This window comes from Sandaracinaceae bacterium (assembly GCA_016706685.1).
Lineage (GTDB): Bacteria > Myxococcota_A > Polyangia > Polyangiales > Houyiibacteriaceae > JADJJE01.
On sequence record JADJJE010000003.1, the window covers coordinates 38,001 to 55,408 of the forward strand.

Annotated in this window: 11 protein-coding genes; 3 read left to right on the forward strand and 8 right to left on the reverse strand. The window is 71.1% G+C overall.

Features of this window, described 5'->3' with window-relative positions:
* Positions 1 to 24: 24 nt before the first annotated feature.
* Positions 25 to 1,029 carry an ROK family protein gene (locus IPI43_06005; GenBank protein MBK7773676.1) on the reverse strand — a complete coding sequence of 335 codons (1,005 nt, stop codon included), beginning with the start codon at positions 1,027 to 1,029 and terminating at the stop codon, positions 25 to 27.
* A gap of 5 nt (positions 1,030 to 1,034) precedes the next feature.
* Positions 1,035 to 4,838, reverse strand: coding sequence for a 1,4-alpha-glucan branching protein GlgB (gene glgB, locus IPI43_06010; protein MBK7773677.1), 3,804 nt, complete (start codon positions 4,836 to 4,838; stop codon positions 1,035 to 1,037).
* A gap of 42 nt (positions 4,839 to 4,880) precedes the next feature.
* On the opposite strand from glgB, the gene glgX reads away from it, so the two are divergent.
* Together glgX and IPI43_06020 are read left to right on the forward strand one after the other, a co-directional pair.
* Positions 4,881 to 6,992, forward strand: coding sequence for a glycogen debranching protein GlgX (glgX, locus tag IPI43_06015; GenBank protein MBK7773678.1), 2,112 nt, complete (start codon positions 4,881 to 4,883; stop codon positions 6,990 to 6,992).
* A gap of 71 nt (positions 6,993 to 7,063) precedes the next feature.
* Complete coding sequence (locus IPI43_06020) at positions 7,064 to 8,527, forward strand: C1 family peptidase (GenBank protein ID MBK7773679.1); 1,464 nt, start codon at positions 7,064 to 7,066, stop codon at positions 8,525 to 8,527.
* 234 nt (positions 8,528 to 8,761) lie between these two features.
* On the opposite strand, the gene IPI43_06025 is transcribed toward IPI43_06020, so the two are convergent.
* From IPI43_06025 to IPI43_06035, 3 genes are all read right to left on the reverse strand, one after another.
* Positions 8,762 to 9,073 (reverse strand): hypothetical protein, encoded by a 312-nt coding sequence (locus IPI43_06025; protein ID MBK7773680.1) that lies wholly within the window; start codon positions 9,071 to 9,073, stop codon positions 8,762 to 8,764.
* 544 nt (positions 9,074 to 9,617) lie between these two features.
* Positions 9,618 to 10,058, reverse strand: a complete 441-nt coding sequence (locus IPI43_06030; protein MBK7773681.1) for a hypothetical protein — start codon at positions 10,056 to 10,058, stop codon at positions 9,618 to 9,620.
* Positions 10,003 to 11,874 carry a DUF1266 domain-containing protein gene (locus tag IPI43_06035; protein ID MBK7773682.1) on the reverse strand — a complete coding sequence of 624 codons (1,872 nt, stop codon included), beginning with the start codon at positions 11,872 to 11,874 and terminating at the stop codon, positions 10,003 to 10,005. The genes IPI43_06030 and IPI43_06035 overlap by 56 nt, the downstream gene beginning before the upstream one ends.
* Positions 11,875 to 11,975: 101 nt before the next feature.
* Between IPI43_06035 and IPI43_06040 the strand changes: the two genes are divergently transcribed.
* Positions 11,976 to 12,404: a hypothetical protein gene (locus IPI43_06040; protein MBK7773683.1), complete on the forward strand. Its 429-nt coding sequence runs from the start codon at positions 11,976 to 11,978 to the stop codon at positions 12,402 to 12,404.
* Between the two features lie 25 nt (positions 12,405 to 12,429).
* Here the strand turns inward: IPI43_06040 and IPI43_06045 are convergent, their stop codons facing one another.
* The 3 genes from IPI43_06045 to IPI43_06055 form a co-directional block, all read right to left on the reverse strand.
* Positions 12,430 to 12,873 (reverse strand): hypothetical protein, encoded by a 444-nt coding sequence (locus IPI43_06045; protein ID MBK7773684.1) that lies wholly within the window; start codon positions 12,871 to 12,873, stop codon positions 12,430 to 12,432.
* A 108-nt stretch (positions 12,874 to 12,981) separates the two neighbouring features.
* Positions 12,982 to 14,790, reverse strand: coding sequence for a hypothetical protein (locus IPI43_06050; GenBank protein ID MBK7773685.1), 1,809 nt, complete (start codon positions 14,788 to 14,790; stop codon positions 12,982 to 12,984).
* 34 nt (positions 14,791 to 14,824) lie between these two features.
* Positions 14,825 to 17,338 (reverse strand): glycogen/starch/alpha-glucan phosphorylase, encoded by a 2,514-nt coding sequence (locus tag IPI43_06055; protein MBK7773686.1) that lies wholly within the window; start codon positions 17,336 to 17,338, stop codon positions 14,825 to 14,827.
* Positions 17,339 to 17,408: the final 70 nt, after the last annotated feature.

Sequence of the window (17,408 nt, forward strand, 5' to 3'; positions counted from 1 at the left end):
GTCAATACCCTGAATGGCGATGGGCTACGCGAGCATGTCGATGGCCAGCGCGATGGCGCCGCGCATCCCCGTGTCCGAAGAGAGGGCGACCGCCACGTGCACCGGCTCGAGCGCGGGGCGCAGGCGGCCCTTGTCGAGGAACGCCGGGACGAACGCGTGCCGCAGCGTGGGCAAGAGCGCGGCGCTGAGGCCACCCGTGAGCACCACGCCGCCGCGGGGCAGGAGCGAGAGCGCGGCGTCGCCCGCGTGCGCGCCGTAGAGCGAGGCGAAGCGCTGCACGGCGAGCGTTGCTGCGGCGTCTTCCTGCGCTTCCCCCACCGCCCGCGCGCCGTCACGCGCGACCGCGAGGCGCAGCGCCTCCGTGGTGCTGGCCACGCCCGTGTCCACGATGTGCTCGTAGAGGTGGACGAGCCCGAGGCCCGACACCACCCGCTCCACGCTGACGCGCCCATGGCGCGCGCGCAGCGCCACCAAGAGGCCGTCCTCGAAGGCATCGCGCGGGGCGAAGCTCACGTGACCACCCTCCGACGTGAGCACGCGCGGGCGAGTGCCGGGCGAAGCAAGCACCCACGCCTGCCCGAGCCCGGTGCCCGCGCCCAGCACCAAGCGCGCGCCGTGAGGGTCGCGCTCACCTTGCTGCAACACCTCGAGCTCGTGCTCGTGAAGCGTGAGCGTGCCGCGCGCCATGGCCTCGAAGTCGTTCACCACGCGCAGGTGGGTGGCGCCCGTGGCCGCGCGCAGAGCATCCTCACGCACCACCCAGGGCAGGTTGGTGATGCGGCTCTCGCCTCCGCGCACGGGGCCCGCACAGGCCATGACCAGCGCGTCTGGCGTGCCGCGGCCGGCGCGCGCGAGGAAGGCCCCCGCGGCGTCTTCGAGGCTGCCGCGCTCGGCCAGCAGCACGCTCGCGAGGTCTTCGTGCGCCAGCGTGCGCGGCTCTTGCGGGGCCTGCGTGGACACGGCCACCAACGCGAAGCGGGTGTGCGTGCCGCCGATGTCGCCGGCCAGGATGAGGGCGTCTCGCGACACCCCGCTCACCGTGGCGACCGCAGGTAGAGCGCCCCGAGAGGCGGAAGGCGCAGCGCGAGCGAGTGAGCGCGGCCCTGAGCGGCCACCGCGTCGCTGGCCACGGCGCCGGCGTTGCCCACGCCAGAGCCCGCGAAGAGGCCGGCGTCGGTGTTCAGGATCTCCGTCCAGGTGCCTGGCTGCAGCACGCCCACGCGGTAACCCTCGCGCGGCACGGGCGTGAAGTTGAAGACGCACAGCACGCGCGCGCCATCCCGCGCGATGCGCTCGAAGGCCAGCACGCTCCACTCGGGGTTGCGGGTCTCCACCCACTCGAAGCCGGTGGCCACGAAGTCCAGCTCGTGCAGCGCGGGCTCCTCACGGTAGACGCGGTTGAGCGCCGCCAGCAGGTCGAAGATGCCGTGGTGCGTGGACCAGGAGAGCAGCCCGAGGTCGAGCGGGCGGTCGTGTGACCACTCGTCCCAGGGCGCCAGCTCCGCGCCCTGGAACAGCAGCTTGTGCCCCGGCTGCGCGAACATGAACGCATAGAGCAGCCGCAGGTTGGCGAACTTCTGCCACACGTCGCCGGGCATCTTGCCCAGCAGCGAGCCCTTCCCGTGCACCACCTCGTCGTGCGAGAGCGGCAGCACGAAGTTCTCTTGGAACGCGTACATGCTGCGGAACGTGAGCTGCTCTTGATGAAAGCGGCGGTGCACCGGGTCGCGCCCGAAGTAGCGCAGCACGTCGTTCATCCAGCCCAGGTCCCACTTGAAGCCGAAGCCGAGGCCGCCCACCCACGTGGGCCGCGAGACCATGGGCCATGAGGTGGACTCCTCGGCCGTGGTCTGCGTGTCCGGGTGGCGCCCGTAGAGCACCTCGTTCAAGCGCCGCAGGAACTGGATGGCGTCCAGGTTCTCGCGCCCGCCGTGCTCATTGGGGATCCACTCGCCGGCTTTGCGCGAGTAGTCGAGGTACAGCATGGAGGCCACGCCATCCACGCGCAGTCCGTCGATGTGGAAGCGCTCCACCCAGTAGACCGCGCTCGAGATCAGGAACGACTGCACCTCGCGCCGCCCGTAGTTGAAGATCAGGCTCTTCCAGTCCGGGTGCACCCCACGGCGCGGGTCCTCGTGCTCGTAGAGGCAGGTGCCGTCGAAGCGGGCCAGCGCGAAGTCGTCCGACGGGAAGTGGCCCGGCACCCAGTCGAGGATCACGCCGACGCCGGCCGCGTGCAGCGCGTCCACCAGCGCCATGAGCTCTTCGGGCGTGCCATAGCGCGACGAGGCCGCAAAGAAGCCCGTGATCTGGTAGCCCCACGACGCATAGAAGGGGTGCTCCATGACGGGCAGCAGCTCCACGTGCGTGAAGCCCAGGCGTGTGACGTGCTCCACCAAGAGCGGCGCCGCCTCGGCGTAGCTCAGCAGCGTGCCGTCATCGCGCCTGCGCCACGAGCCCAGGTGCAGCTCGTAGATGGACACCGGAGCGCCCACGCGTTGCTTCTCCGCGCGCGCCGACATCCAGTCGTGATCGCGCCACGTGTAGTCGTGCGCATGCACGATGGACGCGGTCTGCGGAGCCTGCTCGAAGCGGATGGCGAAGGGGTCGGCCTTGTCGAGGTGCGCCCCCTCGGCCGTGACCACGCGGTACTTGTAGAGGTCGCCCACGCGCGCACCGGGCACGAACGCGGACCACACGCCCGACGCGCCCTGGCGGAAGAGGGGCTGGTGCTCGGGCCACCAGTCGTTGAAGGAGCCGAGCACGGACACCCACGCGGCGTTGGGTGCCCACACGGCGAAGTACACGCCCTCGGCACCCGCGTGTTGCCCCGGGTGCGCGCCCAGCACGTCGAAGAGGCGCTCGTGCGTGCCCTCGTTGAACAGGTAGAGGTCGAGCTCGCTGGCCCGCGAGGCGTTGATGGACGCCGCGGCACGGGGCCCCGACGCGCGCAGCACGAGAGGCTGCGACGTGCGCGCCAGGGCGGCGACACCGGCAGCCACGCGTGGGTCGTGGGGCAGCTGGGCGAGCGAGAGCGCGAGGCGACCCCGCCAGTTGGGCGACTCGGGGCCCGTGCCGGGCACGTTCTGTGGGCGCGTCTCGAGCCACAGGTCTTCGAGGTTGACCAGCACACGGCGCGCACCCGACGCGCCGAGGGTGTGGAGCTCCGTGAGCAACGCTTGCTCGGCCTGCGCCGGGTCCCCGCCACGCGCCGCGTGGAAGGCCGCGAAGGGCGGCATGTCGTGCGTGTTCAAGCTGGCGATGGCGTTCTCGGGGAGCGCGCCGCTGGCCGCCGCGTCGGCCTCGTATTGCGCCACGTGCAGGCGCCCGATGCCGTGCCGCGCCATGGCCGCGCGCACCTCGTCGGGCACCGTGCCGAGGTCCTCGCCCACCACGTAGGTCTGGTGCCGGTGCGACTCGATGGTGAGCACCGCATAGAGCTCGTTGGCCGGCTGCTGCACGTAGACACCCTCGCGCGCGCCGAGCCCGCTGGGCACGCAGTAGCTGCGGTGCAGTCCCATCACGTGGTCGATGCGCAGCACCTCGGCGTGCTGCATCTGGCTGGCCACCGACGCGCGGAAGTAGGCGTGCGCGCTCTCCTGCGAGCGCCTCGGGTGCAGCGGCGCGAAGCCCCAGTCCTGCCCGCCGTCAAAGAGCGTGTCGGGCGGAGCCCCCTGCCCACAGCCCGTGAGCAGCGCGTCGCGGTAGCGATAGGCGTCGTAGCCGCTGGGGTGCGCGCCGAGCGGCATGTCCAGGTAGAGCCCCACGCCGTGCTCGAGCGCGCGCTGCGCCACGCCGGCCAGCTGGTCGGCCAGGCGCCACTGCACGTACACGTGGTGACGCACGCTCGGGTGCTCCGGCGGAAACCACGCGCTCTCGGGCAGCCAGCGCCCGAACGACGCCCCGGGCGCCTCGTGCGTGGCCACGAAGCACGCGTAGTGCAGCGCGCTGGGGTGGGCGGCGATCCAGGCGTCCAGCTCCGCCCGCAGGGCGGCGTGCGCGTCCACCACCTGGCCGAGCTGCTGGGTGAGCTGGCGCTTCACGCGCGCCGCGCGGGCGTAGTCCACCGACGGGCTGGCGAGGGCCGCGGCCTCGGCCTGCGCCGTGGCGAGCGCCTCAGTCACCTCGGCGCCCGCGAGGGCCAGCTCGGGCAGGTTGTCGAGCGCGAGGTACAGCTCCGAGAAGAACAGCCGGCTGATGGGCGCGTAGGGGCTCGGGTCGAAGGGCTCGCTGACGAAGGTGGCCGTGAGCGGCAGCGTGGCCAACGTGGCCCCACCCGCATGGCCCACCCACGTGGCCAGCTGCTCGAGATCCGCCAGGTCTCCAATGCCCAGGCTGCGCTCCGAGTGCAGCGCATAGGTGGGCGCGAAGACCCCCCAGCTGCGCCCCTCGCGCCCCTGGAACACCCGCTGCGGCGCCGAGAAGATGGCCGCGGTCTGCGCCTGCTCGCCGATGGCCACGCACACCTGGTGGTAGCCGAACGGCAGGGTGCGCGAGAGCAACACGCGTCGGCCCCCGGCCCCCTCCGCGGCATCCAGCGCGGACAGGGAAGCCAGGTCGCGCTCCTCGGTGAAGTGCTCGCCCCCCTCGAGGGTGACCGTGAGGGTGACGCGCTGGGTCCCCGGGGGCGCGTGCAGGGGCAGCACCCCGGCGCCGTCCCAGAACACGGTGACGGGCGGCAGCCAGGCCGCCACCTCATCGCCGTCGGACGACAGGGCGGCCAGCATCGCGCGGAGGGCCTCCTCGGAAGCCTCGCGCAGGACGCCGTCGATGTCGTGGTAGTGTGTCTCGACGCCGCGTTCGCGCGACCGTCGCCGTAGCTCTTCGAGTTCGTGCATCAACGCTTCCTCGACTGTACCCTCCCTCGCGAACGGTTCGACATGATTGTGTGGCCTGGAGTCCCTTACCCGCTCGGCGCGGTGTTCGACGGCGCGGGGACCAACTTCGCGGTCTTCTCCGACTCCGCCCGTTCGGTGGACCTCTGCCTCTTCGACGAGCAGGGCACCGAGCGCCGCGTGGCGCTGCCCGAGACCACCGGCGGGGTGTTCCACGGCTACCTGCCGGGGGTGATCGCGGGGCAGCGCTATGGCTTCCGGGTGCACGGTGAGTACGACCCGAAGCGCGGCCTGCGGGCAGACCCCACCAAGCTGCTGCTGGACCCATACGCGCGGGCCATCCAAGGCGAGGTGCACTGGAGCGAGCACGTCTTCTCCCACCCGCTGCACGCCGGCCGGCAGAGCGCCGACAGCGCCGCCCACGTCCCCCGCTCCATCGTGGTGAACCCCTATTTCGTGTGGGGCGACGATCGCCGGCCGCGCACCAGCTGGCACGACACGGTGATCTACGAGGCCCACGTGCGTGGCCTGACCATGACCCACCCGGGCGTGCCGGAGGCCCTGCGCGGCACCTATGCCGGGCTCGCCCACCCGGTGATGCTGAAGCACTACGCCATGCTGGGGGTCACGGCCATCGAGCTCATGCCGGTGCATCAGTACGTGCACGACCACCGCCTGGCGCAGCTCGGCCTGCGCAACTACTGGGGCTACAACTCGGTCGGCTACTTCGCGCCGCACGGCGAGTTCAGCAGCGCGGGCGACGGCGGCGGCCAGGTGGCCGAGTTCAAGGCCATGGTGCGCAGCCTGCACGAGGCGGGCATCGAGGTGATCCTGGACGTGGTCTACAACCACACGGGCGAGGGCGACCACAACGGGCCCACGCTGTGCTTCCGCGGGCTCGACAACGCGGCCTACTACCGCCTGGCCCCGGACAGCGAGCGCTACATCGACTACACCGGCTGCGGCAACAGCATGAACATGCGGCACCCCCACGTGCTGCAGCTGATCATGGACTCGCTGCGCTACTGGGTGTCCGAGATGCACGTGGACGGCTTCCGCTTCGACCTGGCCTCGGCGCTGGCGCGCGAGCTGCACGAGGTGGACCGGCTGTCGGCGTTCTTCGACCTGATCCAGCAGGACCCCGTCATCAGCCAGGTGAAGCTCATCGCCGAGCCCTGGGACGTGGGCGAGGGCGGCTACCAGGTGGGCAACTTCCCGCCGCTGTGGTCGGAGTGGAACGGGCAGTACCGCGACACCGTGCGCGACTTCTGGCGCGGCGCCGAGCGCACCCTCGGCGAGTTCGCGTTCCGCTTCACGGGCAGCAGCGACCTCTACGCGTCGGGCGGGCGCAGCCCCCACGCCAGCATCAACTTCGTGACGTGCCACGACGGCTTCACGCTGCGCGACCTGGTGAGCCATCAGGACAAGCACAACCTGGCGAACGGCGAGCACAACCGCGACGGCGAGTCCTACAACCGCAGCTGGAACTGCGGCGCCGAGGGCGACACGGACGACCCGGTCATCCTCGCGCTGCGCAGGCGTCAGACCCGCAACTTCCTGGTCACGCTGTTCCTCTCGCAGGGCGTGCCCATGCTGCTGGCCGGCGATGAATTCGGGCGCACCCAGCAGGGCAACAACAACGCCTACTGCCAGGACAACGCGCTCTCCTGGGTGGACTGGGCGAAGAAGGACGCGGAGCTCGAGGAGTTCTGCCGACGCCTGATCCGCCTGCGCCGCCGCCACCCCATCTTCCGGCGCCGTCGCTGGTTCGAGGGCGTCCAGGTGCACTCGTCGGACCTCTCGGACATCGGCTGGTTCAAGCCCGACGGCGGACCCATGAGCGAGCACGACTGGCAGGTGGCCTTCGCGCGCTCACTGGGCGTGTTCCTGAACGGCGAGGCCCTGCCCGCCCCCGGCCCGCGTGGCGAGCGGCTCACGGACGACAGCTTCTACCTGTTCTTCAACGCGGGCAGCGCGCCGGTCTCGTACGTCATCCCGCAAGAGCTGGGCGAACCCGACTGGCAGCTAGTGCTGGACACCGAGGTGGGCTTCGTCCCCAAGGGGCAGCGCTGCACCTCGGGCGTGGGCATGGACATCGCCCCCCACACGCTGCGGCTGCACCGCCGGCGCCAGGTCGGGCTGCCCAGCGAGGAGTAGTTAAGGAGAGAATCCACCATGGGCACCAAATTGGTACGTGGGCGGCACGCGAACTGAGTAGTCTCGCGCTCGTGACCAACCACTTCTACGAACGCCCCGACGGAACCCTTCGCAAGCTCTCTGGCTACAAGAAGCCCAACCGCGCCTGGCAGGGCAAGCGCTTCAGCGCCTCACGCGTGAGCGCGGCCACGCTGCCCAAGCGCGTGGACCTGCGCCAGCACATGACGCCCGTCGAGAACCAGAGCGCCACCAGCAGCTGTGTGGCGAACGCGGTGGCGGGCGCCTACGAGTACCTGGTCAAGCAGCACCGTCAGGACGACGCCTACGACGTGAGCCGGCTCTTCATCTACTACGTGGCGCGCGCGATCGCCGACGAGGTGGACCCGGCCGACGAGCCGGAGCTCGAGGACGGCGGGACCATGATCGGCGCCGCCATCGAGGCGCTCAAGCAGTACGGCGCGTGCTCCGAAGAGACCTGGCCGTTCGATGAGGACATCGTGAACGACGCCCCCTCGGGAGACGCCTTCGAGGAGGCCAGTGGGTTCTTGGTGGAAGACGTGGCGCAGGTGCCCACACGCCTCGAGGCGTGGAAGGCGGCGCTGGCCGAGGGGCACCCGATCGTCTTCGGCCTGAACCTGTACGAGAGCTTCGACGCGCACCGCCGCCCGGGCATGGTGCCCGCGCCGTCACCGCGAGAGGCGTCCCGCGAAGACCACGGCGGGCACGCCATGCTGTGCGTGGGCTACTCGGACCGCGACCAGGTCTTCATCGTGCGCAACTCGTGGGGCGACGAGTGGGGCGACCAGGGCTACTGCTACATCCCATATGCGTACTTGATGAACTCGCGCTTCAACGACGGCGACAGCTGGATCATTCGGCGCGTGGAGGAGCCCGAGATCGACGAGAGCACCTGGGAGGATGACGAGGAGTCGTTGATCGAAGAGGTGGACAGCGAGCTGGCCGCGATGAGCGACGAGGACTTCGCCACCATGCGCGACGCCATGGGCGACATCCCGTTCGAGACGCGCCTGGCGTTGATCCTGCTGTTCGCCGCGGCCTCGGACGGCGAGGTGGACGACGACGAGCTCACCGGCATCGTGACGGTGCTGGAACGCGTGCACGAAGGGCTGGGCATCGCGCTCGACGCCGAGAAGGTGTTGCGCAAGGCCAGCAAGCGCATCGAGAAGCAGGATGACGCGTTCGAGGAGAGCGTGGCGGTCTTTGCGGAGTACGTCCCGGCGCGGGTGCTCGCGTCCATCGTGAGCGCCGTGCAAGACATCGTGGGCGTGGACACCGAGGAGGAGGAGACCGTGCTCGCGATGCTGGTGGAGGCCTGGCAGGTGGACCCTCAGGGGGAGAACGACGGCGAGGGTGAGGAAGAGGAGGAGGAGGGCGAAGAGGAAGAGGAGGAGGACGACGGCGAAGAGGAAGACGGCGAAGAGGACGACGGCGAAGAGGAAGACGGCGAAGAGGAAGAGGACGACGAGGACGACGAGGAAGAAGACGACGGCTGGGACGGCATCCGCAACGACTGACGTTGTCGTTGTCGTTGTCGTTGTCCTTGACGGCGACGGCGACGACGACGGACGACGAACAACGCCATCTGACGAGCCCTTCGGCGGCGGCGCGACTTACCGCAGTCCTCAGCGGGCTCTCGCGGACAGGAATCCTGGTCCGGCGAGCGCCTGCAAGAACCCGTCGCCGTCGCCGTCGCCGACAACGCCCACGCCCACGCCCACGTGGAAGCAGTGCACTGGCCCCTCGCGTGATCAGCGCAGCGGGAACTCGTTGGTCAGCGCCAGGCGGCCACCTCGCAGCAGCAGCTGCTGGCCGTGCAGCAGCATCAACGTCCCGTCCTCGTTCGCGCTCAGCGCGCCGAGGTCACGCATGACGAAGTGCCCCGCGGCGACGGTGCGGAAGCGGCGCCCCGAGCGGCGCAGGATGGCCACGCCGGTCAGCTCGAGCGGCTCGTAGTGCACGTCGTACCCACACGTCTCGCTGCGCACGATGGTGTGCCGGAACGTGACCGCCAGGGCGCAGGCTGCCCCGGGCAGAGACACCGCGACGGGCGTCCCGAGCACCACCCCTCCGTCGCTGACCCGCAAGCACCTGGCGACTGCGCTCGCTGTGAGGCGGCACGCGAACATCGCGCGGCGTGAGCGTGGCTGCGGCAGCGAGCAGGGCGTCGCGGTCACACGGGGCCTGTGCGCGTGCCCGCGCGGGGCTCCCGCAGCAGCGCGGCCAACGTGAACGCTAGGAACAACGTGGGCCCGCCTACGGGCCCCGCGCGGCGTTGGTGGTGTGGGTGCCGCGAGGACACACCTCAGAATCGGGGCTGCGGGCGGAAGTCCGCAAGGCCAGAGCCACCTGGTCGGCCTCACTCGGGTGGCTGGCGGCCAGCGCACGGAGGCGCGCAGGGTCGCGCCAGCATCAAGGCCAGGCTCTTGAGCACCTGCCGCAGCACGCCGAAGTCCGCGGAGAGATGGTGCAGCCGTCCGCCTCGGGGTCGGTGTGGACACCCTGAGGACTCCGCCGCCGCGATGCGCTCCACCAGCCAGCCGACACCGTGCCCGTTTGGCGTCTTCGTACTCGCCAGCGCTTCCGGGCACGGGGCGAGGAACGCGCTCAGGGTCCGCTGACCAACGCGCAGAAGTGGTCCTCCCACAGGGCAGGAAGGGGAGCGCCGGCAGCGGCTGGCGAGCACGGCTCGCCCTCGTGAACGTCCGCGCGCCCTTCAGGGCAGCCCGTCATGATCACGTCGCCGCTCATGAGGCCCTTCTTCCCGGCAGGGACCTTCGCCCCTCCACGCGCACCGTCGCGCCGGGGTCGGCCTCGAAGGTCGGCCCGCTCACCGAAGTAGCGTCCGCCCTGGGCCTCGACCACGCCCGCGTCCGACGCCGAGATGGCTGCGTCGGCGACCTCCACCACCGTGTCGGCGAGCACGAGGCGGCCCCCCACCGCTTCCACGCCATTGCCGCGGCCGCGCACCACGCAGCGCTCGAGGTGGACCTCACCGGGCTGCGCCGACACGGCGGCCAACGAGCTGCCCAGGAGCTGTGACTGCACGGCACGCACCAAGGACTCGCCCTCGGCGAGCACCAGCAGCTCTCCTCCGCTCAGATGACACTCGTGCAGCGCGACCCGCGCGTCTCCCGCCGTCGCCACCCCGATGTCGACGACGTCCAGGGAAGCATGCGCAAGGCGGAGACACGCCCACCTTGGACCTCGAGCTGCGCCCGCGCGCCCCACGAGCGTGCACTCCAGAGCATGGCGAGCGACCCAGACGCATCGTGACCGACGTCTCCCGCGCGCTCACCCGCACGCGCTCGAGCCCCGCGCCCGCCTTCGCTTCGATCCGCACGCCCGTGCCCACCTCCAGGATCGCAGCTGGGCCGCGGTGGGATGCCGCCGCGACGCTCAGCCCAGCGCCGCGCGCGTCACGCAGCTCCCCTCCCCACACCGTCACGCGCCCCCCTTCGCGGACCGTGATGGCGTCGTAGCGGGCGCCCGCGAAGACACACTCGTGGAGCGACGCGCTGCCTGCGGCCACCACCACCCCACTGCTGTGCACCTCCTCGACCCGGCAGCGCCGCGCCACCACCCGTGACCCGCTGCCCCCAACGTCGATGCCCGCCACCTTCGCGCGCCGGAGCATACAGTCCTCCAGCACCACATCGGAGCCGTCGCGCACCGCCACCAGCGACTGCGCCGATCGCTCGAAGCGAGCCCCCGTGACGCTCACCCGCGCCTTGGCCCTGACCAGGAGCGCCGAGTATCCCGTCCGTGCGATGAGCCCCCCCTCGAGGGTCGCCGTGGCGGAATGCACCTGGAGGCCAGCCTCGCCTGCTCCTCCCAAGTCCACGTCGCGCAGCCGGACCTTGGCCTTGGCCTCGACGGAGACGGCGCTGTTCTTCCCCCCGCGCACGCGCACCCGCTCGAGCTCGGCATACGCGCTGCGGTCGACGATGACCCCGTACTCGTCGGGTGACTCGACCCGCACATCGGTGGCGAACAGGTGCGTGTCCTTGCCCGACACGATGATCCCGACACGGCCCCCGTCGACGCGGCAGCGCCGCAGGTGCACCACCGCCTCGCCACGTGCGACCAGGCCGCCGCCCCGCAGCACCACGCCGTCCAGCAAGACGCCCGCGTCGTCGACCACGACCGGCCCCGAGAGCACCGCGGCGGAGACCCGCGCCGCCGTGAGGGTGATGTCGGCCCCGAGCTCGAACGGCCCCGCGTACTCACCCGCAGCGAGCAGCAGGTGGTCTCCCGGTTGCGCCGCCGCGAGCGCCGCGTGCAGGGCCGCGCTGCCACGGACGCGCAGCGTGCGCGGCGCTTCGACGGGCGGTGGCAGGTCATCCGCGAGGGACACCCCGAAGCGGGCCCGAACCCACGGCGACTCGGGGTCCCGCAAGAGCTTGGCGAAGAGCTTTGTCTCGTAGCCCTTGGGCTCGCCCGTCTTGCCCCGGAACGCCACGCGCGACGCCGCATAGGCCGCCGCGAAGTCTTCCCACCCGGCGTACGCGGCCTGAACGCTGCGCGCGGCCCGGACCATGTAGCCCCACGCGTCCGGTGCCTCGAAGAGGCGGGCCGCATAGGCAAAGGACGCCCACGCCGCGGCCCGGCCCAAGCACCACGCGGGCTCGTCGGCGCCTCCCCGAGCGAGCATCTTCTCGATGCGCTGCCGTCCTTCGGCGCGCGGCAGCATGGAGAGCCCCGCCATCTGATGCGTGGCGCTCGGCTCCCCCACCCGATAGCCGCCGAAGCGCGCGGGGGGCAGGTCGTTCATGGCGACCAGGGGCGCCGCCACCCCGAGCACCATCCATTGGGCCTCGCTCACCTCCGTGGGGGCGCGTTCGCTTCGTTTCGCTCGGGGCATGAGGGCTCAGGGTAGCTCGGTCCGTGCGGCGCATTCCGTCACGGAATTCGCACGCTCACGCACTTTCCCAGACCGAGGACGTGGGTGTACCCTCGCGCCCCATGAGCCACTCTCTCCGCCTCGCCACCATGACCTCCCTGCTCCTTGCCCTCGCCGCGTGCGGGGACTCCGGCACCGCGGAGGGCGAAGAAGAGTCGACCTCGGGCAGCGAGTCCATGTCACAGACCACCGCGGTGGGTGAGGTGGCGCCCTCCCACGGCGCGTCGCTCTTCGGGGTGTACGTGGTGGTGGCCGAGGCCGGCTCGCCCGCCCTCGAGGAGGCCGCCGCGCCTCTCCGCGAGCGGTCCATCCAGGTGTCGGTGGGTGAGCTGTCGTGCGACGCCGGGGCTGCCGAGGCGCTAGGCGCTGCGCCGGACTCCCACGCGGTGTCGGTGATGTTCGAGACCCGCGAGGCAGCAGACGCCTTCGCAGCGACGCTCACGCCACCGCCCGCCGGCGTGGCGCAGGTCACCGTGGGCTGCGCCGACTGACGCGCTCGGCGCCTGGCGAGCTCGGTCAACGCAAGCTGTGGTTGGCGGCGATGACCGCGCTGGTCGCATGGTGCAGCGCGGGCGTCTCGCTCAGCAGATGGCCTGCCTTACCCAAGGCCCACGGGTAGGCTTGTTCCACCGACTCGAACACCGCTCGCGGGTGCAGCGGCGTGACCACCAGTTCGATGCTGTAGAGCACCGCGCGCGCCGTGCGCGCCCAGAGCGGATGCCCGTTGATGATGATGCACTCACCCCGCAGGTGGGTGGTGGCTTCGCGGCCGATCTTGGCAGCGAAGGCGCGCGCATCCGGCCGTGGCATGGGCATCCCAGCGCGCAGAATGCTCAGCGTGGTGGTGCCCGCGGGGTAGCTCGCGCGCAGGGCCAGGTTGGCGTCGTGCACGGCCGCCAGCGCCGCCACCGTGACGCGGTCGGGAAAGTAGGCGATGAGGACGTTGTTCCAGGCACCCACGGAGTGGTCGACCGAGACGGATGTCAGTGGCTCTGGCGGGGACGAGGCAAACGCCATCGGCCAGTTCTACGGTGCAAGCGCCCCCGGGGTTAGCGGAAACTCGCACGGTCAGCGGTAGGGGCTGATTTCCCCACCCAGCAGCTGGCCCACCGCGATGGTGAACGCCTCGGCGGTGGTCAGGAGCGCGCGCGGATCCGTGAGCTCCGGCAGCGTGACGCCCACCTGCCCTGCCTCGACGAAGCTGGCGCAGCCCGTGGCCTTCGCGAGCACGTCCTGCCAGGTGGCGGCGTCCGCGCCCACGGGGAGGCTGGTGCCCAGCTCGCTCGCGACCACCCGCTCCGCCTCGAAGCGGCGGGTCAGCGTGAGCGGCACCCCGCGCAGGGACCAGTCCACCAGCGCGAGGTCGCCGGGGCGCAGCCGTGCACTGCGGCTTGCGGCGAAGCTGCGCCACGCGTCGGCGGTGGCCACCAACCCGGCGGGCGGCGGGATGACGGCCGTGGCGCGCGCGACCTGCGTGGCCAGGTGATGCGCCTGGGCCAGGAAGCGCACCAGGCCATCCACCTTGTAGACTCCCCCGCGCCGCAGCACCACCGCCCCCGCGTCGTCGAGGCCGGCCTCGTCGAAGGCCAGCACGGCATCGCGCAGGGGAGTGTCCAGGAAGCGGGCGGCCTGCTCGGGCTCGCGGGCCTGGAGCGTGAAGCGCTTGGTCAGCCCGGCATCGAAGGCCGGAAGCTTCGGGCCGAAGTCCGTCCAGCGCCGCTCGGCCAGGCGCAGGTCGAGACCGAGCGAAGGCCACGTGAGCTCGGCCACCAAGCATGGGCCGCTGTCGGACAACGGCACGCCACCTGCCACGCCGGGGCGCTCACGCCGCTTTCGCACCGCGCCTTGTTCCTCCACCACGGTCACCGCCACATCACCCACGGCGAAGCTGGCCGCGCCCTCGGTGGGGTCGAAGTGCAAGTCCTTCACGCCGCCCACCCCCGTGAGCCGCACCTGCTCCACCGCGGCCTGCCACACGCCCAGGTGACGGGCGCTGCCAATCAGTGGGACGGGCGCGCCGGGGCGAGCCGCCGCCGAGCGCAGCGCCTGCGCGCGCACCCGCAGCGCGATGTCCTTACCCAGCGCCACCACCGCCACCGCCTCGATGGCGTGCTCCACTTGGATGAACGGGGACCGAAAGCCCGCCGGGACTTCCTTCGGGATGGCCAAGCGGAACGGGATGGCCGCGCCCTCCGTGGGGGTGCCGTCATGGAGGATCCACGTGCGGCGGTCCACGTCGCGCGGGCCCGCGCCGCTCTTCACGAGCGCCGTCTCCACGGTCACGCAGGCCAGCTCGATGCGCCGCAGCCGCCGTCCGCGCAGGCCCGTGATGGCCACCGCGCCGGCCAGGCTGCCGCCGAGGCGCAGCCGGTCATCCTCGAGCGACAGCTCCAACACCGGGGCATCGCCGCGCACCTCGCCCGCCTGCGTGGTGAAGATCTGCGGACGCGGCGGCCCCGGGTCCACCGCCAGCGTCTCCACGGTCACGGCGTAGCGCTCGCGGCGGTCCGGCCACCACGGGATGTGCACGTGTACCTCCAGCTCGTAGACGATGGTGGCGAGCGTGCTGCGATACGACGGCGGCGCGTCACGCGGGATGTCGAAGGTGACCTCGCGCTCCCACGTGCCGGGCGTGAGGACGCCCGCGGGGAAGCGCATCCCCAGCCGTAGGATCTCGCGCCGGTGGTAGTGCCGTGTGGAGTTGTTCCCGTTGCTCGTCGTGGACTTGTAGCGAGACTCCTTGCCCACCAGCACCACGTCGATGCCGTCGAAGGGCGTCTCGCTGCGGCTGGTGAGCACCACCCGCGCCCGCTGCCGCTCGCCGGGGCACACGTGCGTCGGGGTGAGATACACGCTCAGATCGGGGCGGCTGCGCATTCCGGCGAGGATACACGCCGGACGGCAGACGGACTCACTGGCGCTCGGGGCCGAGCTCCACGTGGATGCTGGCCACGCCCCAGATCTCGTCGGCGTAGCGCCGAATGGTCTCGTCGCTGGAGAAGCCGCCCATGCGGGCGATGTTGGCAAGGCTCATCTGCTGCCAGCGGGTGCGGTCTTGCCACACGCGGGCCACCTCGTCGTGGCAGCGCACGTAGTCGTCGAAGTCGGCGCAGGTCATGTACTCGTCGTGGTGGCGCAGGTCGTTCACGATGTCGTGGTAGCGCGTGGGCTCGTCGGGCGAGAAGCAGCCAGCAGCCAGCAGCGCGAGGGCGTCACGCAGCACGGGGCTCGCGTCGATGAAGCGCTGCGGCACATAGCCGGCGGCGCGGCGCGTGCCCACCTCGTCGGTGTCCATGCCGAACAGGAAGAAGTTGTCGGCGCCCACCGCGTCGCGGATCTCGATGTTGGCGCCGTCGAGCGTGCCCACGGTGAGCGCGCCGTTCATGGCCAGCTTCATGTTCCCGGTGCCCGAGGCCTCGGTGCCGGCCAGCGAGATCTGCAGCGACACGTCGGCCGCCGGGATGATGTGCTCGGCCAGCGTGACCGAGTAGTTGGGCACGAACAGCACGCGCAGGCGGTCACGCGTGGCGGGGTCCTCGTTGACGATGGAGGCGATGTCGTTGGTGAGCTTGATCAGGTGCTTGGCGCGCAGGTAGCCGGGCGCCGCCTTGCCCGCGACCAAGAAGGTGCGTGAAGGGTCACCCACGCTCGGGTCGCGCTTGAGCCGCTGGTAGAGCGCGATGATGTGCAGCGCGTTCATGAGCTGCCGCTTGTACTCGTGGATGCGCTTGATCTGCGCCACCAGCATGGAGTCCGGGTCGAAGCCGAGGCCGCTCGTGGCGTGCAGGTGCTGCGAGAGCTGCTGCTTGTGCAGCCGCTTGATGCGGCCCAGCTCGTCCAGCAGCGCGCCCTGGTCGGGCACGGCCTCGAGCTCGCGCAGCTTGCGCAGGTCGCCCGCCCATGCCGGCCCCACGCTGCGGTCGAACAGCGCGCACAGCTCCGGGTTGGGCACCATCAGCCAGCGCCGCGGGGACACGCCGTTGGTCTTGTTGTTGAAGCGCTCGGGCCAGAGCAGAGCGAAGTCCGGCAGCAGGCGCGTCTTCACGAGCTCCGAGTGCAGCTCGGCCACGCCGTTCACGCTGTGGCTGCCCACCACCGCCAGGTGGGCCATGCGCACCTGCCGCTCGGGGTGCTCTTCGATCAGCGACATGCGCGCCTTGAGCGCGTTGTCCGTGGGCGCGTGCAGGTGCACGCGGCGCAGCATGCGGTGGTTGATCTCGTAGAGGATCTCGAGGTGCCGCGGCAGCAGCCGCTCGAACATGGCCACGGGCCACTTCTCGAGGGCCTCCGGCATGAGCGTGTGGTTGGTGTACGCGAACGTGCGCTGCGTGATGTCCCAGGCCACGTCCCAGCCCAGGTGCTCGCGGTCCAGCAGCAGCCGCATGAGCTCGGCGATGGCGATGGACGGGTGCGTGTCGTTCAGCTGGATGGCGGCCTTGTCGGGCAAGAGCCGCAGGTCGCTGTGCGTCTCTTGGAAGCGGCGCACGATGTCGTGGATGGCGCAGGCGCAGAAGAAGTACTGCTGCTTGAGGCGCAGCTCGCGGCCCTCGGCCGAGTGGTCCGCCGGGTAGAGCACGCGGCTGATGGCCTCGGACAGCGCCTTCTCCTCCACGGCGCGGCGGAAGTCGCCCGCGTTGAACACCTCGAGGTTGAACTCGTTGGACGCGCGCGCCGACCAGAGCCGCAGCGTGTTCACCGTGTCGTTGGCGTAGCCCGCCACCGGCAGGTCGTAGGGCACACCCACCACGGTCTGGGTGTCCACCCAGCGGTGACACACGCGCCCGGCGTCGTCGTGGTGCTGCTCCACGCGGCCGTAGAAGTTCACGGGCACGGCCAGCTCGTGGCGCGGGATCTCCCAGGGGTTGCCCTCGCGCAGCCAGGAGTCGGCGCGCTCCACCTGGCGCCCGTCCACGATGGTCTGCTCGAAGATGCCGTACTCGTAGCGAATGCCGTAGCCGAAGCCGGGCAGCTCGAGGGCCGCCAACGAATCCAGGAAGCAGGCCGCCAGGCGCCCGAGGCCGCCGTTGCCCAGGCCCGGGTCGGGCTCTTCTTCCAGCACGTCGGCAAGCTTCACGCCCGCGTCACCCAGCATGCGCTCCGCGGTGGCGTAGAGCCCGAGGCCATGCAGGTTCTGGCTCATGGCGCGCCCCAGCAGGAACTCCGCCGACAGGTAATAGGCGCGCTTCACGTCGTGCGTGCGGTACGTGCGCCGCGTGGCCAGCCAGCGGTGCAGCAGGCGGTCCCGCATGGCGTGGGCCATGGCGGTGTACAGGTCCTTCGTGGTGGCCGAGTCGCGGTCCTTGGCGCACGTGTAGTAGAGGTGGTCCAGCACCGCGCGCTCGAGGGCGTCGGGCTCCATGCCCACCCGAGAGTGGTCGGCGGCGTCGGCGGGGGCAATGGACGAGCGAAGGCGAGATGGCGTCATGCGGGGGGAGCTCCAGCCGAAGAGTGGCGCCCGGGGGCGGAGACGGACTATATCTCTCGCGCGCCCGCTG